Raw genomic sequence first — 24,223 nt, 5'->3', positions numbered from 1 at the left:
CTTTCAGGTTCACCCCCTCTTTGAAGGCAGGCGAATGGGTTCGAGCGGACCCGATGGTCCGGCCGGGTTGTTAACTTCCGAAGCTTTTCAGTGGCTTCGAGCGAAGTGCTGCCGCCGGGACCGGGCACATCCATGTCGAGGACGGCTTCGGCCCAATATCGGCAGCGTCTCCAAATGTTTGCCGACTCGGGCTCGACGCTTTGTTGAGCAGTGAGCCGAGTTCCACTTGGGTGGCTGGTGTCTATGCGGGAGGGCCTTGAGCGAACAGGTCAGCTTTGGAAGGAAACGGTCCGAAACGGACATGTCGGCGCGCAAGCCGATGTCACGCGCCAGATGGCGTGCGCAATCTTTATCCGGCGGCAGCCTGGAAAAACGCTTGCGGAGGCGGAAGCATGCGGCGGCGGTACGCGGCTGGCGAAAGACCGACCAGTTTCTTGAACAGGCGACGGAAACTCGACGCTTCGGCATAGCCGACCTCGCCAGCTATGTCGTCTGGTGGCGTTTCGGTGGTTTCGAGAAGATGCTTGGCTTCTTCGATGCGCAGCATCTGGATATATTCGATGGGCGACTGGCCGGTGGCGCCCCGAAAGCGACGCAGGAAGCTGCGCTCGGTGAGCCCGCTTTGCTCGACCATCGCCGCGACCGGATTGGCGCTCGCATAATTGTCGGCTGCCCACAACTGCGCGGCGCCGATCAGAGGGTCCTTGTGCTGGCGCGTGACCGTGAGCGAGGCGAAGGGGAGCTGCCCGTCGGCGTGCCATTGCATAAGGAAGAACTTTGCAACGCGACGGGCTTCCTCCAGGCTGTGGACGCGCGCGATGAGATAAAGCAGCAGATCGTGCCAGGACGTCGTGCTGCCAGCCGTGATGATGCGGTGACCTTCGCCGGCCGGCACCAGCACGCGCTCCTTGCGCAGCTTGATCTCCGGAAACCGGCTGCGGAAATCGTCTTCCCAGGCCCAATGTGTCGTCGCATCCTCGCCATCCAGCAGGCCGGTCAGCGCAAGCAAGGTCGAACCCGTACAGACAGAGCCGACAATGGCGCCTTTGGCGTGGGCTCCGCAGATCCAGTCGGCAATGGCGGAATAGGTGTTGGGCACGGGTTCGCCCGGCATCACCGCCAGGTCCGGTATGATCACGATGTCGGGGCAGGGATGATCGGCGAACCGGCCGTCGGGGTGGATCGTCAAGCCATTGAAGGTACGGAACGGCTGGCCATCCATGGAGAGCACAACCGGCTTAAAAACGGGGGCAGAGTGCTGCCGGTGCAAAAGCTGCCATGCGAGTCCCACCGAGGACATGACTTCGTAGATGCCGTAGACAACCGACGCCGCCGCCTCCGGCGTTGCGACAATCGCAATCGCCAGGGGATCGTCAGGGTTGCGCTGCTTCATGTCCGTTTCGCACCGTCTTGGCCAAAATCAAGGCTAGCATTTTAGGAGGGGCGCGAACAGTTCAGGTGCGACTGTCCCGGTTGTGGGGCAGGGCCCCCGTGATTTCGGCGCCCAAGTGATATCACAAGCACTGTCCACCAGGCGAATTGGAGGCTTGCCAAGTTGTAGGATGACCGTATGATAGGACCCAATGATTACGGATCGCCCATCCCAACGCGAAGCTTCTGGCGCAATTGAACTGCCTGTGCAGTTGGCGGCTGATGCGCTGATCGACGGACAGTCGCCACTGGCAGAACGCTACCTCATCGATTGGAGCCGCGACAGGCGCGGAAGTGCCCGCTTCATCGTGCGCCCAGGATCCGTGGAAGACGTCCAGGCGTTTGTGAGATGGTGCTCGCAGAGCGGTGTCGCCATCGTCGTGCAAGGCGGCAACACCGGACTTGCCGGCGGCGCCATTCCCGACAATTCGGATTATGCCGTGCTGTCGCTTGAGCGTCTCAACCGGATACGCTCCGTCGATCCGCTGGACTTCACGCTGCAAGCTGACGCCGGCGCAGTGCTGCAGGACGTCAAGGACGCCGCTGAGGCATCCGACATGACCTTCCCTCTCGCACTTGGCGCGCAGGGATCGTGCACGATCGGCGGCAATGTTGCGACCAATGCGGGCGGCATCAATGTGCTGCGCTACGGCATGACGCGTGATCTGGTGCTTGGGCTTGAGACGGTCCTGCCGGACGGCACACTGTCGAACGGCATGAATGGGCTGCGCAAAGACAATCGCGGCTACGGCCTGAAGCAATTGATGATCGGCTCGGAGGGGACGCTCGGGATCGTCACGGGCGTAGAGGTAAGGCTCTCGCCCCGGCCGACGCAGGTCGAGACCGCCTATGTGGGACTGGGCAGCTTCCGCCAGGCATGCGAGCTTTTCCGCATGGCGCGGCATCTCTGCTCCGACCTTCTCAGCGCGTTTGAGGTCATCGGCGAGGAGTGCCTGCCGCTGGCCCATCTCATCGATCCGAACCTGCGCTCGCCATTAACGCAAGCGTGCCCGGTTCATGCGATCGTCGAACTCGCCTGCGGGCCAGGGATAGATGCCGGCGGACTTCTTGAAACGATGCTGGCGCGCGCCCTAGAGACCGACCTGATCAGGGACGGCGTCGTCGCGCAAAGCCGCTCGCAGGCTGCCGCATTCTGGGCCATCCGCGAGGGGCTGGTCGAGGGTCAGGCGCGGCGTGGCTTTCATGTCCGCACCGACCTCTCGGTTCGCCTCAGCGAAGTGCCGAAGCTGATCGAGCAAGCACGCGCGTGTATCGTGCGCGAGTGGCCAGGCTGGACATCCCTGGCCTATGGTCACGCGGGCGATGGGAACATCCATTTCAACGTGCTGCCTCCCATCGATTGCGAGCCCGGCGAAGCGAGGAACGTGGGCCAGGCGGTTTTGACCCAACTTTATGAACTGGTCGGAGCGCTCGGCGGCTCTTTCAGCGCCGAGCATGGCGTCGGCCGCAGCCGCAGCCATGTGTTCTGGGCCGGTCTGTCCCAGCGCGAGCGGCAGCTACATACCGCGATCAAGGCAGCCTTCGATCCGGCAGGCCTGTTCAATCCCGGATGTCTCATGCCTGATCGGGGCGATTTGTAGGGGAAGCCGCATGAAGCAGCGTTCGTCCATCATAGGCAGCGTGGAGGCCCTTCCGCATCGCGTCGCCTCGCATCTGAGCCGCGAGATCGAGGGCGGCGATATCATCCCGGGAGCCCGGCTTCCGACCGAAAGCCAACTCGCCGACAAATTCGGCGTCAGCCGCAATGTTGTCAGGGAGGCGATCGCCCAGCTTCGCGCCGATGGCATGGTCGAGGCGCGTCAGGGGATAGGCGCATTCGTGATGGCGCCGGAACAGCGGACAGCGATCCGGATCGACCGCGAAGCGCTGAAAGACCAGCGCAACATGGAGCAGCTCTTTGAGCTGCGCAGCATTCTGGAGACCGAATCTGCCACGCTGGCCGCAGCGCGCTGCGCATCCGATGATCTTGACGCAATCAAGGCTGCGCTGGACCGCATGGGCGGCGAGGAGCGCTGGGAGGATGGCAGCATCGAGGCCGATCTGCTTTTCCATCGGGCGATCGCCCGGGCCACTGGTAACAGCTACATCTACACCTTCATTTCCTTCGTCTGCGAGCAGATCCGCCAGTCGATCCACTATGCCCGCCTCACCAACCCGCTGCACGACCTGGTCGAGGTCAACGTCGGCGAGCACGTGCGGATCTACGACGCGCTCGCCGCGCATGATCCGCAGGCTGCCGGCGAGGCGATGCGCCGGCACATCGATGGCGCGGCATCGCGCGTAGGCGTCGAACTCACCGCGAAGATCAATCGAGGCAAATGACCATGTCGCTCGGGCAGACCAAGGCAATCACCGACATCTGCCTCCTTGTGGAGGACATCGACCGCACCATCGACTTCTACACGCAGAAGCTCGGCTACCGGATCAGACGCCGCGCTGAGGGCTTTGTCGATTTTCATTCCGAGCGCGTGACGCTCGCCGCATGGGAACTGGATCACATCAATCGCCACTGCGGCGTCTCGAATGTCCGCTCTCCGAAGCAGGCGCATAAGGCGTGTGTCGCCATGGAACTCGAAAGCGCCGGCGAGGTCGACCGGCTCTACACCGAACTGTCGGACAAGGGAGTGCCGTTCGTCGGGCCTCCCGGCGACTATGTCTGGAACGCGCGCTGCGCCTACTTCCACGACCCGGACGGGACGCTGTGGGAGCTCTACGCCTGGACCGGCGCGGGGCCGGGCGACTATCACGACACGCAAGGATGATCGGATCGCGACGGCCCTCGCAAGAAGGGCCGCGCCGCATCAAAACAGTCCAACAACGGAGCAAGAAGATGAGTGGGAACACATCGCAGTGGAATCGCAGATCGATCCTGAAGGCCGGCGCTGCCAGCCTGGCGGCTTTCGGGCCGGGACTTCAGCTGTTTGGCGCCAGCGCCTCGGCAGCTGCCAAACTCGTCGTCCAGTATGACTGGCTGATGTCGAACGGCCAGATCGGCGACGTCGCAGCCGTCGCCAATGGCTACTTCAAAGAGGCCGGGCTCGAAGTCGAGTTCAGCCCCGGCGGACCGAACGCCGCCACCGTGCCACCGGTGGTGTCCGGTGCCGCTCAGCTCGGCCAATTCTCGGAATCGCCTCAACTCTATGCCGCGCGGGCGAGCGGCGTTCCGATAAAGATCATCGCCTGCGGCTATCGCACCGGGCCTTATGCGCTGACGTCGAAACCGGCGAAGCCGATCCGGTCGGTGGCGGATCTGAAGGGCATGCGGATCGGCACGCAGCCGACCGCGCGCTTCGCCATCGACGCGATGCTCGCGAAGAACAAGATCGACCCTTCCGAGGTCACTATCGTCAATGTCGGGTTCGACAAGGCCCCGCTCGTCCGTGGCGACGTGGATGCGATCGGCGGCTGGATCACCAACACGCAGGCGCTCAGCGTCGTCGGCGATGATCGCATCGATCTTCTGTTGTCGGAACTGGGCCTGGCGTCCTATGCCGACGTCTATTTCGCGACCGACAGCGCCATCGAATCCGATTCCGAGACCCTGGCAAAATTCATCGGCGCGGTCGCCAGGGGGTGGGGCTGGGTCCACGCCAATCCCGAGCAGGCGGTCGACAAGCTCGTCGCGGCCTATCCCGAGATCGACGCAGGCTGGGAAAAGAAGACGATCCCCCTGGTGCTGAAACTGTCGTTCGACGACAACACGAAGAAGGATGGCTGGGGCACGTTCGATCCTGCCTCGATCGAGAGCCAGATCGCGCTGCTTGACCAAATTGGCCAGTATCCGAACGGCAGGCCGAAGGCCGAGGACGTTTATACGACGAAGGTGCTCGAACTCAGTGCGGCTGATCGGCCGAAGCTCGGCGCGCCCGCCGCTTGATGGCCGCCCCGGCCATCGAAACTTCCGGGCTCGACGTCGGCTATCCCGGCCGGCGCTCTCCCGTGACGGTGATTTCCGGCCTCGAACTGACAGTCGAGGCCGGAACATTCCTGTCGATCCTCGGGCCTTCGGGCTGCGGAAAGTCGACCTTTCTGCGGGTTGTCGCCGATCTGCTGGCGCCACTCGCGGGCACGATACGCGTGATGGGCGAAACGCCATCGGCGGTGCGCTCCGGCCGCGGCGTTGGCTTCGTCTTCCAGGACTCGACCCTTTTGCCGTGGCGCACGGCGCGCGAGAATGTACGGCTGCCGATCCAGGTGGGCCGTCGCAGCCTGTCGCGCATGATTGACGACCGGGCCGACGAGCTGCTCGAACTCGTCGGCCTGTCGGCGCTCGCTGAGCGCCTGCCGCATCAGCTTTCCGGCGGACAGCGCCAAAGGCTGGCGATCGCCCGGGCGCTGCTTGGCGAGCCGCGTCTGCTTCTGATGGACGAGCCCTTTGGCGCGCTTGACGAGATCACCCGCGATCGCCTCAACGACGAACTGCTGAACCTTTGGCGGCGGACCGGAACGACCGTGCTGTTCGTCACGCATTCCATTGCAGAAGCCGTCTATCTCGGGCAGCGCGTGATCGTGCTTGCAGCCCATCCAGGACGGATCGTCGCCGATCACGACCTCCGTCCGCTGAAGGGACCGGACAACAGATGCTCGCGCGAGGATCCGGCGATCGTCGCGGCAATGGCCACGATGCGCTCGGCCCTTGGAGCGGCCTCGTGAGCCGGGGCCAGCTTTCGCCGTTCGCCCAGACTGTGCTGCCGATCCTCGGCGCCGGCTCGCTCATTCTCGCATGGCAGGTTCTGCTGCCGCTCGCCGGCGTGCCCGCATACATCGTTCCGACGCCGACCGCGATAGCGGGCGTGTTTGCCAGGAACGGATCGCTTCTCCTGTCGAACCTCTGGCCGACGGCCATCGAGGCGCTCTCCGGCTTCGTGCTCGGGAACCTCGCCGCAGTGCTGCTGGCGGTCGTCTTCGTGCACAGCCGTACGCTGCAGGCGGCCTATTTTCCGGTCGTGCTGTTCTTCAATACGATCCCGGTCCTTGCGCTGGCCCCGGTCGTCATTCTCATCTTCGGACTAGGCATGCTGCCCAAGATCGTGATCGCGGCGGTGATCTGTTTCTTCCCGACGCTCATCAACATGATCCGGGGTTTGGAATCGGCGAGCCCCAGCGAGCATGAGCTGTTCCGCGTGCTGTCGGCGACGCGCTGGGAAGTATTCTGGCGCCTGCGCCTGCCGCGCGCGCTGCCAATGCTTTTCGCTTCGCTGCGGATCGCCTCGGCGACCGCGGTGATCGGCGCGATCGTCGGCGAATGGATCGGCTCCGACAAAGGTCTCGGCGCGCTGATCATCCAGGCGACCTTCAACTATCAGTCCGACCGGCTCTACGCCGCTATCGTGCTCTCATCGCTGTTGTCGATCGGGTTCTTCATGACGGTCGTCGCCGCTGAGCGGTGGTCGGTTCGATACCGTTGACCGGTTGGCTCCCTGGGATTGCCGCCCGGGTCGCGCAGGGGCAGGTTGAGTGTTGGCCTTTCCTGCGCGGGCCTGTACTATGAACTGGTAAATGCAGGGGAGGAACTGGAGCGTGCGACTGGATCGGACTCTCCGCCGTTGGGGGATGTGGGCCTTCATCGCCACCATGGTGCTTTCGCCGCATGCAGCGTCGGCCGACACCATTACGCCCGACAGGATCACTGCCGCCCTGTCGAAGCTCGAGGCGTTCGCCGAAGGCGTCGTCGCGGATGGTGGGGTGCCTGGTCTCGCCATCGGGGTCGTCCATGACGACAAGGTGGTTTTCCTCAAGGGGTTTGGGCATCGCGAGGCCGGCAAACCGGAGGCCGTTGACGCCGACACGGTGTTCCAGATCGCCTCGCTCTCCAAGCCGGTCTCGGCCACGATAGTGGCGGCGCTGGTCAGCGACGAGATTGTTTCCTGGGATGCGAAGATCGCCGACCTCGATCCGGGCTTCCGGCTGTCGGAGCCCTATCCGACCAGCGAACTCACGGTCCGCGACCTGTTCGCCCACCGCAGCGGACTTCCCGGCACGGCCGGCGACGACCTCGAGGGCATTGGCTACGACCGCGCGGAGATCCTGCATCGGCTGCGTTTCGTGCCGCCCATGTCGAGCTTTCGTGCCGGCTACTCCTACAGCAATTTCGGCCTGACCGAGGGTGCCGTCGCGGCCGCGAAGCCGACGGGCAGGCCTTGGGAGGAGATCGCCGAGGAGAAGCTCTACCGTCCGCTTGGAATGGCTTCGACCAGTTCCCGTCATGCGGACTTCATCAAGCACGCCAATCGCGCCGCGCTCCACGTCAAGATCGACGGCGCCTGGGCCGCGAAGGTAAAGCGCGATCCTGATGCGCAGGCGCCCGCAGGCGGCGTCAGCTCCACGGCACGCGATCTCTCGCAATGGGTGCGCCTGGTGCTCGGCAATGGCGTCTATGACGGCAAGCCACTGATTGCCGCCGATGCGCTGGCTGAGACACATGTTCCCCTGATGACGCGGGGCAAGAACCCCGTCTCAGGCAGCGAGTCGTTCTACGGCCTCGGCTGGAATGTCGAATTCGGCCGGCATGGCCTGAGCTGGGGCCATGCCGGTGCCTTCAGTGTCGGCGCCCGTACGCTGGTGACGCTCTTTCCCGAGCAGAAGCTTGGCATCGTGATTGTCGCCAACGCCTTTTCGACAGGCGTGCCGGAAGGGCTGTCCGACAGCTTCGCCGACATGACCTTCGATGGAAAGGTCGACAAGGACTGGGTCAAGGCATGGGACGATGCCTATGCGAGCCTGTTCGGCCCGGCGGTCGCCGCCGCCAAGGCCACCTATGCCGCGCCGCCGTCTCCGGCAAGCCCGGCCGGACCGGCCAGCGCCTATAAGGGCCGCTATTTCAACGACTTCATCGGCAATGCGGTTGTGTCGGGTGAGGGCGATGGCCTTGTGCTCAAGGTCGGGCCGGGCGGCGCCCGGTCCTATTCACTGGAGCATTTCGACCGCGACACGTTCCTGACCTATCCGGACGCCGAGACGCCGGACGCGCCGTCTGTCGTAAGCTTTGTCCTCGGCCCCGACGGCAAGGCGTCGGCCATAACGGTGGAATTTCTCGACGGCAATCATCTTGGCACGCTGCGGCGCGTGGGCGATTAGCCCGCGCTCATTGGCTCACCTTTGCCGGTTCAGGGCGCCGGGCCGAACTGGAGCAATTTGAAGCAATCGCCGCTTCCCGATTTCAACTGCGTCAGGAAAGGTTTCGACCGGTCGATCCATTCCTGGTGCGACCTGGCATCGGCTTCGATCTCGTTGACTGGTCCAAGATTGACGAAGCTGCGCCCCTGGCTGAAAAGCCAGCACGCGCGGCCGAGAAGTCTCCTGCTGCGCTGGCGCAAGAGGTCGGCGTCATAGAAGATGTCGAGCACCTCCTGCTTGATCTTTGCCTCCTTTCCAGGATTTGCGATCGCAACCGCGATTGAGTCTCCGCCGATCGCATCCTGCAAGTCCTTGTAGTCGAGGGCGAGCTGCGTGGCGGCATATTTGATCTCGCTCTCATCCCGGACGATGTTGAACCACAGCGCAGGATTGAGTTCGTTGACGACGAACGATGCTTCGAAATCGCGCGACAAATTCAGGATCTCGAACGCTTGAACCTCAACGTCGCGTTCAACCAGAAGGATACTGGCGACCTGCTTGCCGAGTTCCGCCCCGTGTGCGCTGATCGCGGTGTTCGTTCCACCGAGTTCCGGGCTGATATAGGGCCCGCCATCGTCCAGCAGCGCATCGAATTCGCCGAGGTATTCGACCACGGCGGCGCCGCGAGCAATGCGCGCGGCCAGTTTGGCGAGAACCAGCTGGAGCTCCGTTTCGCGTTTGCGCTGGTCCTGATAATTCTGCTGAAAAAAGAAGATGAACAGAGAAACGCCGATGCCGATCAGGATCACGCCGAGCTGGGAAAAGATGTTGCGATAATATTCCAGCAGCTTTTCACGATGGCGTATGTCGTGGCGCACATTGTGCGCCACACGAACATTGACGATCAGCGAAAGGATCAGGAGCCCGGCGCCGACCAAAATGAGGCTGCCGATGAGGAAGTAGCCTTGGCCTGAGTTGAAATCCATCCTTTGCCGCGTCCCCGAAGCCTCAGATCGCGCAGACTAATACCATTCCGCTTCAACACCTACATGTTCGTAGGGCAATGTCTTGGAAGACCCGAACACGATGTTCCCGAGGTTCGACCATTTGCGGGGGCAGTGCTAAAAGATGACGAGCGGGTTTACGGGCGACCTGTCGTCCCGTGTATTCGCCATGGCGCCGGCATCGGCGGTTGATGACGTGTGGCTGCTGCTGTCCGCCGGTTTTGAGGCTAGGGAAGCAAAATGAGCGATGTGGACGAAGACCTCGATCTGACGGAGATCAACGCCGTCCGCAGTTTGTTGACGTCAAAGCCACGGCCGGTGGGCTGGGACGAACGCCGGGCACGGCTCGACGAGGTTGGCTCAGTGTGGCCGATTGCGGACGACATCCGATGCGAGGATGCGGTTTTCGATGGCCTCGAGGGCGAGTGGTCCCTGGCGCCTGAGAGTGACAGGGATAAGGTTCTGCTCTTTTTCCACGGTGGTGGCTATTGTTCCGGCTCTCTCAAAAGCCATCGTCGAATGGTGACCGAGGCAGGTCGAGCAATGGGAATGCGCACGCTCGCGATCGACTATCGACGCGCACCGGAACATCCTTTCCCTGCGCAACATGAAGACGCACTCGCCGCATGGCGCTTTCTGAACCGGCAAGGGATCGCGCCGGATCGCATCGTGGTTGGCGGAGACAGTGCGGGCGGCAACCTCACCCTGTGCTTGGTCAGTATATTGTCCGCGGCAGGGGAGCGGTTGCCGCGATGTCTTTGGCTGGTTTCGCCCTGGACGGATCTTTCGATGTCCGGCGCGACACTATCAACTAAGGACGCGATCGACCCTATCATCCACCGGGCGTATTTGGAGGAACTGGCAACCGCCTATGTTCCCCACGGCGTTGGTCGCCGCGATCCCCTGATCTCGCCGTTGTTCGCCGATCTGAGCGGATATCCCCCAATGCTGATACAGGTCGGTTCGGCCGAGACGTTGTTGTCGGACGCAACTCGGCTTGCGGAAGCCGCTGGCGCGGCTGACGTCAAAGTCCGTCTCGAAATCTGGCCGCATATGATTCACGCTTGGCCGGTTTGGAATGCGGGGTTGAATGCCGGTTGGCGCGCTCTTCACAGCGCCGGCATGTTTGTCCGCGAGTATTTATAACCCGTGGCTATAGCCGTTGGGTGAGGCAGCTGCTGGCGCAAAGCGGACTTCGTCCCAGCGCCATGCTTTCGGCGGCCCAGCCTTCACCCGCTATCCTTCGCCGGCCTGCCCGCCCCAAACCGCAGCCCATCCATCAGCAGCGACACCAGCCGGCGCGAGCGGTCGCGCCAGTCTTCGGTGTCGGGCGCCGAATAGATGCCGCCCAGCGCGTGCAGAACATCGGAGGCGTCGACGTCGTTGCGGATCGAGCCGTCGGCCGCCGCCGCATCGATCAGCTGCCGCAGAGCGAGTGACACCCGGCTGGACATGTCCGAGAACAGGGTTGAATTGGTGTTGAGCAGGATGCGCAGGCTCGTCGCCAGGCCGCGTTTGGTGGCGATGTAGTCGACGAAGCGCTGCATCCATTGTTCCAGCGCCATATCAGGCGGATGGTGAAGGGCAAGCTCGTCTGCGGCCGCGCACAGGCTTTCGACTTCGCGCCGGTAAACCACCTCGACCAGATGCTCGCGCGTCGGAAAGTGCCGGTAGAGCGTTCCGATGCCGACGCCGGCCTGTCGCGCGATCTCCTCCAGCGAGGCATCGACGCCATGTGCGGCAAAGGCCACCGCGGCGGCCTCGACCAGCGCATCGCGGTTGCGCTGCGCATCGGCGCGCAACGGTTTTGCCGCTGTCGCGTCGGGCTTGTCCTTGGTGGTTGCGGGCGGCTGCGAAGCCAATTTTTTCTCCACTGCGAATACGGGGCTTGAACCCGACCGGTTCAGCCCCCACGTAATAAACGGAGGCGCCTCCGTTTTAGTGGAGCACCTTTATCATATAATCAGAGGAACCGGTATGTCACGTGTTGAAAGCCTGCAAGCCGGCGAAAGCGTGATCTCCCCCCTCGAGGGGGAGATGTCGCCGAAGGCGACAGAGGGGGTCGGTTCGACCGGGCGCGGCCTCCTGCGACAGTGGAGGTTGGCGCTCCATGCGAGACGACCCCCTCTGGCCTGCCGGCCATCTCCCCCTCGAGGGGGGAGATCACGCTTTCGCCCCTAACCCTCCGCGTCAAGCAACTGGAGCCAGACGCCCCATGACAAGCAAAACTCCCATCCAACTTCACATCAACGGACATCGCCATGAACTGGAGGTCGAGCCGCGCGTCACGCTGCTCGACGCCTTGCGCGACCATCTCGGCCTGACCGGGACCAAGAAAGGCTGCGACCAGGGCCAATGCGGCGCCTGTACCGTCCATGTCGACGGCCAGCGCGTGCTTGCCTGCCTGATGCTCGCCGTCCAGGCCGAGGGCAGGGCGGTCACATCAATCGAAGGGCTTGCCCAGGACGACGGCACGCTGCACGCGGTGCAGGCCGCCTTCCTCGAACAGGACGCCTTCCAGTGCGGCTACTGCACACCGGGCCAGATCATGTCGGCTGTCGCCTGCATCCGCGAAGGCCATGCCGGTTCGGATGACGAGATCCGCGAATATATGGCCGGCAATCTCTGCCGCTGCGGCGCCTATCCGCACATTGTCGCCGCCGTGCGCCAGGCGGCACTGGAGGTCGCGTCATGAGGGATTTTTCTTATCTGCGCGCCAATACCGTCGATGCGGCACGCCAGGCGGCGGCGCTGCCCGGCGCCATGCTGCTGGCCGGCGGCACGACGCTCGTCGATCTCGCCAAATGCGGCGTCGCCGAACCCCACACCGTGGTCGACATCACCCATCTCAAGGGGCTGGATGCGATCACGGTCGACGACCGGGGCGCTACCATAGGCGCGCTGGCACGGATGAGCAGCGTTGCCGACCACGCCGACATCAAGAGCCGGTTCCCCGCCATTTCGGAAGCGCTGTGGCAGGCGGCCTCGGCGCAGCTCCGCAATATGGCGACCATCGGCGGCAATCTGATGCAGCGCACGCGCTGCCCGTATTTCCGCGATCCGGCGAACTTTCCCGCCTGCAACAAGCGCTCGCCCGGCAGCGGCTGTTCGGCGATCGGCGGCGTCACCCGTGGCCATGCCGTGCTCGGCACCAGCGAAGCCTGCATCGCCACCTATCCGGGCGATCTGGCGACGGCGCTGGTCGCCTTCGATGCGGTGGTCCATATCGGCGACCGCCAGGTCGCGGTCGACGACTTTTTTCTGCTGCCGGGCACCACGCCCGACAGGGAACATGCGATCGGACCGGGCGAGGTGATCACCGCGATCAGCATTCCTGCTTCGGCCGCCGCAGGGCGTTCGACCTATCTGAAGGTCCGCGACCGGCAATCCTATGAGTTTGCCGCCGCGAGCGCTGCCGTCGGCATCGAGTTCGAAGCCGACGGAAGAACGATCCGTGACCTGCGTGTGGCGCTCGGCGGCGTCGCCACCAAACCATGGCGCGCTCGCGCCGTGGAAGAGGCGCTCAGGGGCAAGCTGCTGGAGCCCGATATCGTCAAGCAAGCCAGCCTGCTCGCCATCGAGGGCGCCGTCGACCAAGGCGCCAACCATTACAAGATCGAACTGGTGCCGCGCGTCGTCGCTCGCGCCATCCTTAAAGTTGGAGAAACGGCATGACCGTTCACGAGATCAGAACCAGACAGGGTGATTCAAAGAGAGGCGACGCTTCGGACGGCGCCGTTTTGGCGGAAGCAGTGGGCGGGCGGCTGTCGCGCGTCGATGGCCCGGCCAAGATCACCGGCGCCGCAAAATACGCAGTCGAGCAGCAGCTCGAAGGGCTGAGCCATGCCGTTCTCGTCGAGAGCACGATCGCCGCCGGCAAGGTGAGTTCGATCGACACGGCAGCGGCTGAAAGCGCACCGGGCGTGCTTCTGGTGCTGACGCCGGACAATGTGCTGCGCCTTAACACCGCGACGGACTGGCTGGGCACGCCGCCACCAGACGCTCCCTATTGTCCGCTGGCGCGCGACATCACCTTCAGCGGGCAGCATGTCGCGGCGGTGGTTGCCGAGAGTTTCGAGCAGGCGGCCGCGGCCGCAGCACTTGTCAAAGTCAGCTATGACGAGACGCCGGCCATCGTCGATCTCGATGATCCAAAGGCCGGCGACGGCATTCCGGTCGACACGATGACCAGGGAATGGGGCGACGCGCAAGCGGCTTTCGCCGCGGCTCCGGTGCGGATCTGTGCGGCTTACAACACGCCGCGCGAATACCAGGCGCCGATGGAGCCGCACGGCCTGATCGCGCACTGGCAGGGCGACCGGCTGACGGTGTGGGAGCCCAGCCAATGGCTCGACGGCATGGCGCGGACCTATGCCGAATGGTTCGGCATGCCGTTCGAGAATGTGCGGCTGGTTTCGCCCTATATCGGCGGCGGCTTCGGCTCCAAGGCATTCGCCTACGGCTACGGCGCTGTGGCGGCGATGGCCGCGAAGATGCTGGGACGGCCGGTGAAACTCGCGGTCACCAGACCGCAGACCTTCACCGCCTATGGCGGGCGGGCGGCGACGCGCCAGACGGTGGCGCTCGGCGCCGACGCCGAGGGACGGATCCAGTCGATCGTGCACCGCGGCGTCAACGAGACTTCGGTCGACGGCATGTGGGTCGAGCCGCTCGGCTCGGTCACTTCGATCATGTATCAAACGCCGAATTTCTCCTCGCGGCAGAATGTCGTGCGGGTCAACACGGTGGTGCCGGGGGCGTTGCGCGCGCCAGGCGAGAACCCAAGTGCCTTCGGCATCGAAAGCGCCATCGACGAGCTCGCCTATGAGGTTGGCATCGATCCGCTGGAAATCCGGCTCAGGAACTATGCCGAGCAGGATCCAGAGGCGAAAAAGCAATGGTCGACACGGCAGCTGCGCGAGGCCTTCGCGGTTGGCGCGGAAGCCTTCGGCTGGTCGAAGCGCCCACGCGAGCCGCGCTCGATGCGCGACGGCAACCAACTGATCGGCTGGGGTGTTGCCGCCGGCACTTATCCGGTGCGGCGCGCCTATGGCGAGGCGATGGTGCGCATCCTCGCCGACGGTTCGGTCGAGGTCGAAAGCTCGAGCATCGACATGGGGCAGGGCACCTATACGATCCTGGCACAGACCGCCGCCGAAACGCTGGGCGTGCCGGCTGAGAACGTCGTGGTGAAGCTGGGTGACTCGCGCTATGCCCGCGCCGGCGTCACCGGCGGGTCTCGGCTGGCCGGCGTGATGACCGGCGCCGTGCACAAGGCGGCGACTGCCGCACTCGATCAGCTGGTCGGGCTGGCGATCAGCGATCCAAATTCGCCGTTCCATGCGCTGCAGGCCAACACGCTGGTCGTCGCCCATGGCCGCATAAGGTCACCACGCGGCAACGGCCCCGAAGTCTCCATCACCGAGCTGCTTGGCAGCGTCGGGCGCAGCCAGATCGAGGCGATGGGCGACACCACGCCGGCCAATTGGACGGCGGAGGATCGCTATAAGAACAACACGACCATAGCGATGGCGCTGCCGCATACCGAGGGCAACTATTCCCGCCACAGCTGGTGCGCGCATTTCATCGAGGTGCGCGTCGACGAGGATTTCGGCACGGTCCGCGTGTCGCGCGTGGTGTCGGCGCTGGATTCGGGCCGGCTCTACAATCCCAAGCTCGCCGAAAGCCAATGGAAGGGCGGCATCATCATGGGCATCGGCCAGGCGCTGCTCGAGGAAGGCGTCGTCGACCGCCGCCATGGCCGCATCGTCAACAACAATCTTGCCGACTATCTCATCGCCACCAATGCCGACATTCCCGACATCGAGGTGATCTCGGTCGGCATCCCCGACCTGCATTCCTCGGTGCTCGGCGGCAAGGGCGTTGGCGAGCTGGGCATCGTCGGCGTCGCTCCGGCGATCGCCAACGCGGTGTTCCACGCCACCGGCAAAAGAGTTCGGGATCTGCCGATCACGCTGGAGAAGCTGATCTGAGGTGGAGGCGAGTCTCCCCCCTTGCGGGGGAGATGGCCGGCAGGCCAGAGGGGGTCGTCTCGCGTGAAGCGCCGGCCTTCTCTGTCGGCGACAAGGGGCCGCTTCCAGTCGACCCCACCCCCCTCTGTGGCCTTTGGCGACATCTCCCCCTCGAGGCAGGGCAATCGCATATGGCGCTCCCCCTCTCCGTCTCGGCTTCGCCGAGCCACCTCTCCCCCACTTTGTGGGGGCGAGGAACCCAAGCTTTTCAAGGCCGCGACCTCGGCGGTTGGCGTTTCCTCGCCCCCATGGAATGGGGGAGAGGTGGCCGCGCAGCGGCCGGAGAGGGGGCTGGCGCTGCCATATGCGATTGCCTGCCCTCGAGGGGGGAGATTGCGCGCTCGGCCGCTTTCGCCTCCTCACCACTCCAGCGCGAAGGCAAGCTTGCCGAAATGCCGGCCGCCGGCCGCCATGTGTGCGTAGGCCTCGGCTGCCTGGTCCTGGCTGTACACTGTGTCGATGACCGGCTCGATACGGGCAGCGGCGATGGCGCGGGCGGCGTCGTGCAGGTCGGACACCGAACCGGTGTTGTTGCCCACCACCTTGAGCGCCTTCACGATGATCGGCAGCAGGTTTGCGGTGGTCTCGGTGCCGGTGACGAAGCCGATGGTGAACACCGTGCCGCCGGTTGCCGTGGCGTTGACCGAGCGGGCGAAGGTGGCGGCACCGCCGGTCTCGACGATCAGGTCGGCACCGAGGCCGTTGGTGAGTTCGAGCACCTTGGCATCCCAGTCCGGTGTCGTGCGGTAGTTGATCAGATGATCGGCGCCGAGCGCCCTGGCGCGCTCCAGCTTGTCGTCCGACGACGAGGTGATGACGACCGTCGCGCCGGCTGCCTTGGCCAACTGCAAGGTGAAGATCGAGACGCCACCGGTGCCAAGCAGGACGACGACCGATCCCGGCCCGACATCGGCGGCTCGGATCGCGTTCCAGGCGGTGGTCGCGGCGATCGGCAGCGTCGCCGCCGCTTCGAAGGACAGGTGCGCCGGCATCGGCACGACGGCGTTGGCCGGCAGCGCGACATACTCGGCGAGCGATCCGGGCAGGGTCAGGCCGCGCATCTCGGTCGTCTCATGGGGCCGCGGGCGGCCGCCGATCCAGCGCGGTTTTGCATGGGCGATAACGCGGTCGTTAACGGCGAGCCTCGACACGCCCTCGCCGATGCCGACGATCTCGCCGGCGCCGTCGACGACGGGAATGAGCGGAAAGCTGGGACCTGGATAGTTGCCGCTTGCTACCGCGACATCGACGAAATTGAGGCTCGCGGCACGCAGGCGGATCAGCACTTCGCCGCGCTGCGGTTCTGGTGTGGCAACGGTGGCCGCGCGAAAGGCGTCCAGTCGGGGTGCAGTCAGTTCGATGGCTTTCATGGTCTCACTCCGTGGCCCGGTTGACGGGGATTGAGTGAATCTACCTGCTGCGCTATCTCTGCGTAATCCTTGGTTTTTACATTTGAGTTCTGCGTATGATGCAGCAATCCCATGAGCCGATAGCGCTCGCCGAAATGGCCGCCTTCGCGGCGATCGCCGAGGCGCGCTCCTTCACCAAAGCGGCGGCGCGGGTCGGGCGCGACGCGACGGTCCTGTCGCGGCGCCTGGCTTCGCTGGAGGATCGGCTGGGCGTGCGGCTGCTGCACCGGACGACGCGCAGCGTGTCGCTGACCGAGGCGGGAGCGGAGTTCCTCGTCCGCGTCCGCGCCATCCTGGCCGCAGTAGACGAGGCCGAGGCGGCTGCGTCGGCGCATGCCGGCGGCGGGCCGCGCGGCGTGCTGCGACTGGCGCTGCCCGGATCGTTCGGGCGCATGTGGATCGGACCGCTGCTGCCGCAATTTCTCGCCGAATTTCCTGATGTTCGTATCGAGGCCGAGTTCTCCAACCGTTTTGTCGATCTCGTCGCCGAGAATTTCGACGTCGCCGTCCGTCTCGGCGCGCTGGAGGACTCGCGACTGGTGGCGCGTAAGGTGGCGACACGGCGGCGGCTGCTGTGCGCCGCGCCGTCCTACCTCGCTCGCCGGGGCACGCCTACCACGCCGCAAGCGCTTCTTGAGCATAGCTGCCTGGGTTTCACAGGGTTCCAGACCTTTCCCGCTTGGGAGATGACCGACAGCACGGGCCGTCGCGTCCGTATCGAGGTTTCCGGGCCGCTGGTCACCGATGATGCCGAGGTGCTGGTCGACGCCGCCGTGCAGGGCGTCGGGCTGATGATGAGCACGGATTGGCTGGTCGGACGCGAACTCGCCGACGGACGGCTGGTGCCTGTTCTGGAGGACTGGACGCTCGCCGACGAGGGCGCGGTCTATATCGTGATGCCTTCAGCCAAGGGGCAAGCGGCCAAGACACGCGCCTTCGCCGATTGGATCGGCAAGCGCTTTGCGCCAGAGCCGCCGTGGCGGAGGTGAGGCTGCAACTGTCGATCTCCCCGCTGCTGGGGCGTTCGTCGTTCAGAAAGCCGAGCAAGCTGATCCTTTCTCCCCGCCGCGACGGATTGCGCTGCGACGGCGCCAAGCGCTATGTCCAGTCGATTTCGCCGTGGTCGGGTTTTGTTGTCATCGCTTCAGGCGGCAGCCGATCGCAAAAGGCAATGACATTCAGGCAGTCATGTCGGGCGCTCGGGACGATCAGGCCGTCATAGTCGAGGAAATGCGCAACCTCGCCGATATCCTGCGACCTGGGATATTCAGCGTTCTTATCTTGATAGGAAAGTTGCCCGTATCGCGAAGTATCCAAACCCAGTACCTGCAATGCAGCCAGGTCGAGCAGTCTGAGAGCTCGTCCCAACGCCAGATCAATCTCAAAAAGATTGTACTTGACGCGTGAGGGGATCACCGGTTGTCCGCGCGTAAGGTGGAATCTCATCTCGCTCAACGCGCCCTCCCGCCTTTCGGAGGTGTAGAGCACGTCGAATATGCCATCATCCCAACGACCACCGGAATTCGAACACTGGGTCGGATCGCGGCCTTGGCGCACGACGCGCCAGACCGTTCCGGAGTATTCGACCGGAGCGATCGCCTCGACGGCGTCAATGAGTTGGCTGTCGCGTCGTTTCCGCCCGGCGGTCAATTAAAGGAAGACCTCGTTCTCAAGCCGATCGATGACCTTGAGGACGTCGATGCTACGGTCATCGTGAATAAGGTCGATCGCTCTTTCTCCGTTCAATTGGGGGTGCCGGGCATAAAGCCATGTCCTTATTTCGCTTGGCTCGTAGAATTCCTGCAGGCGGCCGACGATGTAATGCAGGTCCGACAGGATAAGCTCGCTTCGCGGCTGCGGCTTGATGTCTCCGGCCTTCCATCGGGAAACCGTGGCTTTCGACACCTCAGTGATGTTTGCAATATCGGTCCCCCTGAGGCCACCAAGAGTGCTCAATTCGTCGAGAAACCTTGGGACTGCCCGCAACGCCATGCTCTTCTTTTCCAGGCTCCTCTTGTGAGACTATGCGCAAACGCGTTTCACAGAAATAAAATATGAAACCGCAATGTTACTGTCAAGGCAGGGTTTGCGCTCGGGAGCGAAGCAAAGAGGCCTTGTGCCGGCGGTCATTTTTCAGCGTAGGCGATCCGTAAGCTGGCTTCGGCCACCTTCCCCGCGTCAAAGCGAGGGGAAACGATGTCGAAGCTGCACGCCAATCTTCTTCTGCTGGTCGCTGCGGCACTGTGGGGCCTCGGCAATGTTCCGCAGAAGACCATTCTGGATCATCTCGACCCGTTGAGCGCAGTCGGCATGCGCTGCCTGATCGGCTGGATCCTGGTGCTGCCGCTGATCGCCACCGAAGCCCGGCGACCGCCAGGCGGCCTCTATCGCGCGAGCTTGGCAAGGGTCAGCGTGCTGTTTGCAATCGCGATCGTCCTGCAGCAGATCGGCTATCTTGGCACGTCGGTGACGAATGCCAGCTTTCTGGTCAGCACGGCGACTGTGATGACGCCCTTCGCGGCGTGGCTGCTGATCGGCGAGCGGCTGACAGCGGCTGTCGGCTTCGCCGCCGGCCTGACGCTAGTCGGCGCGCTGCTCTTGTCCGGCGGCATCGCCAGCTTCAACCAGGGCGATGTGGCGGTCATGCTGTCGGCGGGCTGCTACGCGCTCTGGATGGTCGAGCTCGGTCGCCATGCGCAGACCTATGGACGCCCGTTCGCCGCCATGGCGGCGCAGCTCCTTGGCGCGGCGGTGATCAGCCTGCCGCTCGGCTTCTTCCACGGCAATCTGTCGCCTGCCAATGCGTTCGATGCCTGGCCGCAACTGCTTGTGCTCGGCGTATTCTCTACAGCCGTCTGCTTCGGCATCCAGACGATTGCCCAGCGTTTCACCTCGGCCAGCCACGCAGCGGTAATCGTCAGCGCCGAAAGCGTGTTCGGCGCCTTGGGCGCGGCACTTTTCCTGGGCGAGCGGACATCGTTCGTCGGCATGCTTGGGGCGACGATCATGCTCGGCGCCGCCCTTTACCTCGCCACTTCGGGGGACGGAGCGATCAGGCCGGCGCCCGAAAACGGCGCCACCGGTGCTTGAGATTGTGAGACGCAACACCCCCACTATGCGCGGCCCGTTGGCAGGAAACGGGTGGTTTGCTCGCGCTGTTTCACCCATCTGATGTCAGGACGAAGCCACAGGAGGCAAAGCCATGACCATTCATTCGATAGGTTCGAAGGCAGCGGTCCGATCGGCAGAGACGCGCGTCGCTGGATATGATTGGCAGGCATTGGCCGCGGAGATGAGCGGCTATGGCTGCGCGGTCATTGAAAAGCTGCTGACACCGGAAGAGTGCCGGGAGATCGCCGGGTTTTATCCTGACGAAAGCCACTTTCGCAGCCATGTCCATATGGCGCGGCACGGCTTCGGCAAGGGCGAATACCGCTATTTCCGCTATCCCTTGCCCGAGCTGATCGGCGGCCTGCGCACCGCGCTCTATCCGCGCCTTGCCGCGGTCGCCAACGACTGGAACGAGCGCATGGGCATCGCCCAGCGCTACCCGGACAAACACGCCGCATTCCTCGAGCAATGCCACGAGCAGGGCCAGACGCGGCCGACGCCGCTGCTGCTGCAATATGGTCCCGGCGACTTCAACTGCCTGCATCAGGATCTCTACGGCGATCTTGCCTTCCCGCTGCAGGTGGCGATCCTGCTGTCCGAACCTGGCAAGGATTTCACCGGCGGCGAGTTCGTGCTGACCGAACAGCGCCCGCGCATGCAGAGCCGCGCCGAGGTGGTGCCGCTGCGCCAGGGCGACGCGGTTGCCTTCGCGGTCCACAATCGTCCGGTGCAAGGCAGCAAGGGCAGTTACCGGGTCAATCTCAGGCACGGCGTCAGCCGGCTTCGCTCCGGCACGCGCCACACCGTCGGCATCATCTTTCACGACGCGAAGTAAGCTTCGGATGGGCTGGGGGTAGAGGCGACGCGCAGCTCAGGCCGCAAATATTATCCGTTCGTCGGCGGTGAGATGGCGTGCCTTGCCCGTGGCAAGTCGCCGAGCGGCAAACGGCCGATCGCGCACGGGCTTGCCGAATAATTCTTCAGGCAGTCGCGGCGATCGCGGAAAATCCGAATAAAAAAGATTTGCCCCACAAGATCTCTGTCATCCAATCGTTAACCAAGGTTCATACGATGGGCGATGTTGTTTCTCGACCGGCGTTCGTTCGCTGGGCGGACGACTGTTGATATCTGCCAAGACTGAAAATTAGCTATTTGTTTGCGCAGTATAGTCGGGGGTCGCCATGATTTTTCCACTAAGCTTTGCGTCACTTCGGCGCAAATGGGCGAAAATAACCGGAAGTGGCGCCATCACGCTGGCTGTTGCCTTGATGGTCGGGGCTGCTGCACAGGCTGAGCCTATTCGCGGCGCCGGATCGACGCTGGCCGCCCCGATCATCGGCAAATGGGCAGCCGCCTACGAGAGCGCCCGCGCCGATGGCGGCGACTATGTTTCGCCCGATTGGAAGGTCGACTATGAAATCGTCGGCTCGCTCGCCGGCGTCCTGCGTCTCGATCAGCCGGACATGGACTTTGCGGCGACGGATGCACCGATCAACGCTGCCGAGCTCAGGAAAACCGGCCGCCAGCAGTTTCCGATCGTGATGGGCGCCATCGCCGTCGTCGTCAATCTCGACGGTATTGGCCCGGGAAGCCTTCGCCTGACGGGGCCGCTTCTGGCCGACATCTATCTCGGCAAGATCCAGTCATGGTCCGATCCCGCGATCAAGGCGGCGAATCCGGATCTGACGCTGCCCGATCTCAGAATCAGCGTGCTTCATCGCAAGGATGGTTCCGGCTCGACCTTTGTCTTCACGGAGTATCTGTCGGCGGTCAGCGAGGAGTGGAAGGCCAAATACGGCGCCGATACGCTGATCTCGTGGCCGCTCGGCGCCGACGCGGAAGGCACTCAAAACCTCATTCGAGCCGTGCACGACACGAAGGGCGCGATCGCCTATGCCGAATCCGGCCAGGCCCAGCGCGCAAGCCTTTCCTACGCATTGATCGAGAACAAATCCGGCAAATTCGTCAAGCCGGAGCCAGACGGCGTTCAGGCTGCGGCGACATCCGTCGACTGGGCGAAAACGACCGATTTCTTCGCCTCGCTGACCGATCGGGACGGAGACGCCGCCTATCCGATCAGCACGGCGGTGTTCGCGGTCGTTCAGGTCTCTGGCCGTTCGGAACATCGCTATCGCCGGGTGCACGACCTTTTCCGGCTCGCCTTCGCGCAAGGCGCCGGCGACGCCACCGCGCTCGGCTATGTGCCGCTGCCGAAGGCGCTCGTCGACCAGGTCGAACAATACTGGGCAAGGCAAGTGCCCGTCGGAAACTGAGCGGAAGAGCTAGGCTGCCTCGCGCAGCATCTGAACTTAACGTCATATCGCGCCGTGGTAACGGCTTGTTGGGGACTGCGTCACATGGACATAGATATCTTCAAGGACATCCTCGTGCCGGTGATCGGCGGGTTGGGCATCTTCATGCTCGGCCTGGACTTCATGGCGAACGGCATCCAGGCGCTTTCGGTCAACCGGATGCGCGCCTTTCTCGCCAAGGCCGCCGGAACGCCGATCAAGGGCGTGCTGGCAGGAACACTGATCACCGGCGTCATCCAGTCGTCGACGGCGATGAGCGTCATGGTCGTCGGCCTGGTCAACGCCGGCGTCATCGCGCTTCGACCGGCGATCAGCGTGATCATGGGCGCCAATATCGGCACCACGCTCGGCAACGGGCTGATCGCCCTGCCGCTCGGTCCGCTCGGATTGATCCTGGCCGGGGTGTTCTCGCTGATCTACTGCTTCGCCAAAAGTGAAAAGGTCAAGAACATAGCGCTCGCCGGCATGGGCTTCGCGCTCATCTTCTACGGCCTCAACCTGATGACCGGCGGCCTGCGTCCACTTCGCAATCTGCCCGAAGTCATGGCCCTGCTGCAGAGCCTCACGGCCGACTCCTATCTCAACCTTCTCAAATGCGTGTTCATCGCCGCCGGCGTGACCGCCATGATCCATTCGTCCTCGGCGACGATCGGCATTGTGATGGGCCTTGGGGCCGCCGGCATTCTCGACTGGACCACGGCCGTCGCCTTCTCGCTCGGCGCGGATCTCGGCACCACGATCACCTCGTGGATGGCTTCGCTCAATCTTTCGAAAAATGCCAAGCGGACCGCATACGCGCACATCTCGTTCAACATCATCGGCGTGTGCATCACCATCCCGCTGTTCTTCGTCTCGATGCAGGTCCTGGAATGGGCCATGCAGTTCTTCGGCGGCGATCCCGCCATTCCGGTGATCGTCGACGGCAAGGAGACCTTTCCCCTGGTGCCGGTCGCAGTTGGCCTTTACTCGACCTTCTTCAACATCTTCAATACATTGTTGCTGTTCCCGTTCATCGGTGTGTTCGAGCGGGTTCTGTCGCGTGTCGGCCACACGGATGCCGAGGACACGGAGGATTTCTCGACGCCGAAATTCCTCGACCGCAAGCTGGCCGGCGATTTTGCCAAGGCCGTTCCCGCCGTTCAGCAGGAGACGGCCCGTCACCTCGAGGCCGGCGCAATGTTCCTCGACATCGCACGCTCGGCCAAGAAGGCGCCGTCGGATCCGGGCGAGCACTATCTCGCAACCGACATTCTCAGCCGCGATATCCGCGCCTACACCGCCGAGCTGATGAAAGAGGATCTGCCTTACGACCAGCTCGACCTGATCGCCAGCCTGATCGAGGAGGCGGACTTCACGGCTGCCCTGACGGAATCGATGCATCAGGTGGCACGCCGCGTCAGGCGTGAGAAGTTCAGCAGCCCGGCGCAGGCCATCGTCGACGTCGCGTTGAGCAAGCTCGATGCTTCGCTGCGGGAGATCTTGCCGACCTACGGCATCTCCCACCCGCAGATGCCGGCCGGCCATGTCAATCTCCCGGAGGTCGAGGAACTGCGCGCCCGCACACTGGCGCTCGGTCCGAATGCAGGCGCCGCCGAGCGCGGCACGATCCTGGCTCTGCTCGGTTCGATCGAGCGGGCGGAAATCCTGATCCGCCGCATCGATGCCGAGCGCAAATCGGTCAACCGGCAGAGCGTGCTCGCCCGTGCCTCGGCACGCAAGGAGGCCAAGCCGCACTCGATGGGTGACACCGGCCTCAGCCCGGTTCCGGCGGAGTAGCGGTCAAGGCCGGGCGGGGCTGCCCCTTTCCCTTCTCCCGCAACAAGGGAGAAGGGAGCGATGCGCCTTCG

The 24,223-nt window shown here is 63.8% G+C and carries 22 protein-coding genes; 16 read left to right on the top strand and 6 right to left on the bottom strand.

The features are described from left to right. Positions 1-349 precede the first annotated feature (349 nt). Positions 350-1,393 carry a GlxA family transcriptional regulator gene (locus AC0L26_RS28475; protein WP_473635565.1) on the bottom strand — a complete coding sequence of 348 codons (1,044 nt, stop codon included), beginning with the start codon at positions 1,391-1,393 and terminating at the stop codon, positions 350-352. A 244-nt stretch (positions 1,394-1,637) separates the two neighbouring features. Here AC0L26_RS28475 and AC0L26_RS28470 point away from each other — a divergent pair, with 244 nt between their 5' ends. From AC0L26_RS28470 to AC0L26_RS28440, 7 genes are all read left to right on the top strand, one after another. Then, on the top strand, positions 1,638-3,032 hold the full coding sequence (locus AC0L26_RS28470; protein ID WP_473635564.1) for an FAD-binding oxidoreductase: 1,395 nt from the start codon (positions 1,638-1,640) through the stop codon (positions 3,030-3,032). A 10-nt stretch (positions 3,033-3,042) separates the two neighbouring features. After that, positions 3,043-3,774 carry a FadR/GntR family transcriptional regulator gene (locus tag AC0L26_RS28465; protein WP_473635563.1) on the top strand — a complete coding sequence of 244 codons (732 nt, stop codon included), beginning with the start codon at positions 3,043-3,045 and terminating at the stop codon, positions 3,772-3,774. A gap of 2 nt (positions 3,775-3,776) precedes the next feature. Next, positions 3,777-4,214, top strand: a complete 438-nt coding sequence (locus tag AC0L26_RS28460; RefSeq protein WP_473635562.1) for a VOC family protein — start codon at positions 3,777-3,779, stop codon at positions 4,212-4,214. Between the two features lie 68 nt (positions 4,215-4,282). Next, on the top strand, positions 4,283-5,329 hold the full coding sequence (locus AC0L26_RS28455; protein ID WP_473635561.1) for an ABC transporter substrate-binding protein: 1,047 nt from the start codon (positions 4,283-4,285) through the stop codon (positions 5,327-5,329). Next, positions 5,329-6,105, top strand: coding sequence for an ABC transporter ATP-binding protein (locus tag AC0L26_RS28450; protein ID WP_473635587.1), 777 nt, complete (start codon positions 5,329-5,331; stop codon positions 6,103-6,105). The genes AC0L26_RS28455 and AC0L26_RS28450 overlap by 1 nt, the downstream gene beginning before the upstream one ends. Then, positions 6,102-6,860 carry an ABC transporter permease gene (locus AC0L26_RS28445; protein WP_473635560.1) on the top strand — a complete coding sequence of 253 codons (759 nt, stop codon included), beginning with the start codon at positions 6,102-6,104 and terminating at the stop codon, positions 6,858-6,860. The genes AC0L26_RS28450 and AC0L26_RS28445 overlap by 4 nt, the downstream gene beginning before the upstream one ends. 112 nt (positions 6,861-6,972) lie before the next feature. Next, complete coding sequence (locus tag AC0L26_RS28440) at positions 6,973-8,529, top strand: serine hydrolase (protein WP_473635559.1); 1,557 nt, start codon at positions 6,973-6,975, stop codon at positions 8,527-8,529. 29 nt (positions 8,530-8,558) lie between these two features. Here the strand turns inward: AC0L26_RS28440 and AC0L26_RS28435 are convergent, their stop codons facing one another. Continuing rightward, positions 8,559-9,494 (bottom strand): hypothetical protein, encoded by a 936-nt coding sequence (locus AC0L26_RS28435; protein WP_473635558.1) that lies wholly within the window; start codon positions 9,492-9,494, stop codon positions 8,559-8,561. A 258-nt stretch (positions 9,495-9,752) separates the two neighbouring features. Between AC0L26_RS28435 and AC0L26_RS28430 the strand changes: the two genes are divergently transcribed. Next, positions 9,753-10,658, top strand: coding sequence for an alpha/beta hydrolase (locus AC0L26_RS28430; protein ID WP_473635557.1), 906 nt, complete (start codon positions 9,753-9,755; stop codon positions 10,656-10,658). Between the two features lie 83 nt (positions 10,659-10,741). Here AC0L26_RS28430 and AC0L26_RS28425 read toward each other — a convergent pair whose 3' ends face one another. Beyond that, on the bottom strand, positions 10,742-11,374 hold the full coding sequence (locus AC0L26_RS28425) for a TetR/AcrR family transcriptional regulator (protein WP_473635556.1): 633 nt from the start codon (positions 11,372-11,374) through the stop codon (positions 10,742-10,744). 353 nt (positions 11,375-11,727) lie between these two features. Here AC0L26_RS28425 and AC0L26_RS28420 point away from each other — a divergent pair, with 353 nt between their 5' ends. Genes AC0L26_RS28420 through AC0L26_RS28410 form a run of 3 tightly spaced genes read left to right on the top strand, consistent with a single transcriptional unit; the run spans position 11,728 to position 15,505 of the window. Then, positions 11,728-12,207, top strand: a complete 480-nt coding sequence (locus AC0L26_RS28420; protein ID WP_473635555.1) for a (2Fe-2S)-binding protein — start codon at positions 11,728-11,730, stop codon at positions 12,205-12,207. Continuing rightward, entirely contained in the window at positions 12,204-13,187 is a 984-nt protein-coding gene (locus AC0L26_RS28415) for an FAD binding domain-containing protein (RefSeq protein WP_473635554.1), read from the top strand. The genes AC0L26_RS28420 and AC0L26_RS28415 overlap by 4 nt, the downstream gene beginning before the upstream one ends. Then, the gene (locus tag AC0L26_RS28410; protein WP_473635553.1) at positions 13,184-15,505 is read left to right on the top strand and encodes a xanthine dehydrogenase family protein molybdopterin-binding subunit; all 2,322 of its coding nucleotides are present in this window, start codon (positions 13,184-13,186) and stop codon (positions 15,503-15,505) included. The genes AC0L26_RS28415 and AC0L26_RS28410 overlap by 4 nt, the downstream gene beginning before the upstream one ends. Before the next feature lie 398 nt (positions 15,506-15,903). On the opposite strand, the gene AC0L26_RS28405 is transcribed toward AC0L26_RS28410, so the two are convergent. Then, the gene (locus tag AC0L26_RS28405) at positions 15,904-16,914 is read right to left on the bottom strand and encodes a zinc-dependent alcohol dehydrogenase family protein (protein ID WP_473635552.1); all 1,011 of its coding nucleotides are present in this window, start codon (positions 16,912-16,914) and stop codon (positions 15,904-15,906) included. 98 nt (positions 16,915-17,012) lie between these two features. Between AC0L26_RS28405 and AC0L26_RS28400 the strand changes: the two genes are divergently transcribed. Next, on the top strand, positions 17,013-17,942 hold the full coding sequence (locus AC0L26_RS28400; RefSeq protein WP_473635586.1) for a LysR family transcriptional regulator: 930 nt from the start codon (positions 17,013-17,015) through the stop codon (positions 17,940-17,942). A gap of 109 nt (positions 17,943-18,051) precedes the next feature. On the opposite strand, the gene AC0L26_RS28395 is transcribed toward AC0L26_RS28400, so the two are convergent. Together AC0L26_RS28395 and AC0L26_RS28390 are read right to left on the bottom strand one after the other, a co-directional pair. Continuing rightward, positions 18,052-18,603 (bottom strand): RES family NAD+ phosphorylase, encoded by a 552-nt coding sequence (locus AC0L26_RS28395; protein WP_473635551.1) that lies wholly within the window; start codon positions 18,601-18,603, stop codon positions 18,052-18,054. After that, positions 18,604-18,945 carry a hypothetical protein gene (locus AC0L26_RS28390; protein WP_473635550.1) on the bottom strand — a complete coding sequence of 114 codons (342 nt, stop codon included), beginning with the start codon at positions 18,943-18,945 and terminating at the stop codon, positions 18,604-18,606. A gap of 204 nt (positions 18,946-19,149) precedes the next feature. Between AC0L26_RS28390 and AC0L26_RS28385 the strand changes: the two genes are divergently transcribed. From AC0L26_RS28385 to AC0L26_RS28370, 4 genes are all read left to right on the top strand, one after another. After that, entirely contained in the window at positions 19,150-20,043 is an 894-nt protein-coding gene (locus tag AC0L26_RS28385) for a DMT family transporter (protein WP_473635549.1), read from the top strand. A 112-nt stretch (positions 20,044-20,155) separates the two neighbouring features. Beyond that, positions 20,156-20,899 carry a 2OG-Fe(II) oxygenase gene (locus AC0L26_RS28380; protein ID WP_473635548.1) on the top strand — a complete coding sequence of 248 codons (744 nt, stop codon included), beginning with the start codon at positions 20,156-20,158 and terminating at the stop codon, positions 20,897-20,899. A gap of 346 nt (positions 20,900-21,245) precedes the next feature. Beyond that, on the top strand, positions 21,246-22,337 hold the full coding sequence (gene pstS / locus AC0L26_RS28375; protein WP_473635547.1) for a phosphate ABC transporter substrate-binding protein PstS: 1,092 nt from the start codon (positions 21,246-21,248) through the stop codon (positions 22,335-22,337). An 84-nt stretch (positions 22,338-22,421) separates the two neighbouring features. After that, positions 22,422-24,152, top strand: coding sequence for a Na/Pi cotransporter family protein (locus AC0L26_RS28370; RefSeq protein ID WP_473635546.1), 1,731 nt, complete (start codon positions 22,422-22,424; stop codon positions 24,150-24,152). Positions 24,153-24,223: the final 71 nt, after the last annotated feature.

Source organism: Mesorhizobium sp. WSM4823 (assembly GCF_055811195.1).
Note: the sequence above shows the minus strand (reverse complement) of the source record. Positions and strands in the feature narration are given on the sequence as shown.

Bases quoted from the DNA above. Each gene is read 5' to 3' on its own strand.
- AC0L26_RS28475 (WP_473635565.1), bottom strand. From the start codon at position 1,393: ATGAAGCAGCGCAACCCTGACGATCCCCTGGCGATTGCGATTGTCGCA.
- AC0L26_RS28465 (WP_473635563.1), top strand. From the start codon at position 3,043: ATGAAGCAGCGTTCGTCCATCATAGGCAGCGTGGAGGCCCTTCCGCAT.
- AC0L26_RS28460 (WP_473635562.1), top strand. From the start codon at position 3,777: ATGTCGCTCGGGCAGACCAAGGCAATCACCGACATCTGCCTCCTTGTG.
- AC0L26_RS28455 (WP_473635561.1), top strand. From the start codon at position 4,283: ATGAGTGGGAACACATCGCAGTGGAATCGCAGATCGATCCTGAAGGCC.
- AC0L26_RS28450 (WP_473635587.1), top strand. From the start codon at position 5,329: ATGGCCGCCCCGGCCATCGAAACTTCCGGGCTCGACGTCGGCTATCCC.
- AC0L26_RS28435 (WP_473635558.1), bottom strand. From the start codon at position 9,494: ATGGATTTCAACTCAGGCCAAGGCTACTTCCTCATCGGCAGCCTCATT.
- AC0L26_RS28430 (WP_473635557.1), top strand. From the start codon at position 9,753: ATGAGCGATGTGGACGAAGACCTCGATCTGACGGAGATCAACGCCGTC.
- AC0L26_RS28420 (WP_473635555.1), top strand. From the start codon at position 11,728: ATGACAAGCAAAACTCCCATCCAACTTCACATCAACGGACATCGCCAT.
- AC0L26_RS28415 (WP_473635554.1), top strand. From the start codon at position 12,204: ATGAGGGATTTTTCTTATCTGCGCGCCAATACCGTCGATGCGGCACGC.
- AC0L26_RS28410 (WP_473635553.1), top strand. From the start codon at position 13,184: ATGACCGTTCACGAGATCAGAACCAGACAGGGTGATTCAAAGAGAGGC.
- AC0L26_RS28405 (WP_473635552.1), bottom strand. From the start codon at position 16,914: ATGAAAGCCATCGAACTGACTGCACCCCGACTGGACGCCTTTCGCGCG.
- AC0L26_RS28400 (WP_473635586.1), top strand. From the start codon at position 17,013: ATGCAGCAATCCCATGAGCCGATAGCGCTCGCCGAAATGGCCGCCTTC.
- AC0L26_RS28390 (WP_473635550.1), bottom strand. From the start codon at position 18,945: ATGGCGTTGCGGGCAGTCCCAAGGTTTCTCGACGAATTGAGCACTCTT.
- AC0L26_RS28385 (WP_473635549.1), top strand. From the start codon at position 19,150: ATGTCGAAGCTGCACGCCAATCTTCTTCTGCTGGTCGCTGCGGCACTG.
- AC0L26_RS28380 (WP_473635548.1), top strand. From the start codon at position 20,156: ATGACCATTCATTCGATAGGTTCGAAGGCAGCGGTCCGATCGGCAGAG.
- pstS (WP_473635547.1), top strand. From the start codon at position 21,246: ATGATTTTTCCACTAAGCTTTGCGTCACTTCGGCGCAAATGGGCGAAA.
- AC0L26_RS28370 (WP_473635546.1), top strand. From the start codon at position 22,422: ATGGACATAGATATCTTCAAGGACATCCTCGTGCCGGTGATCGGCGGG.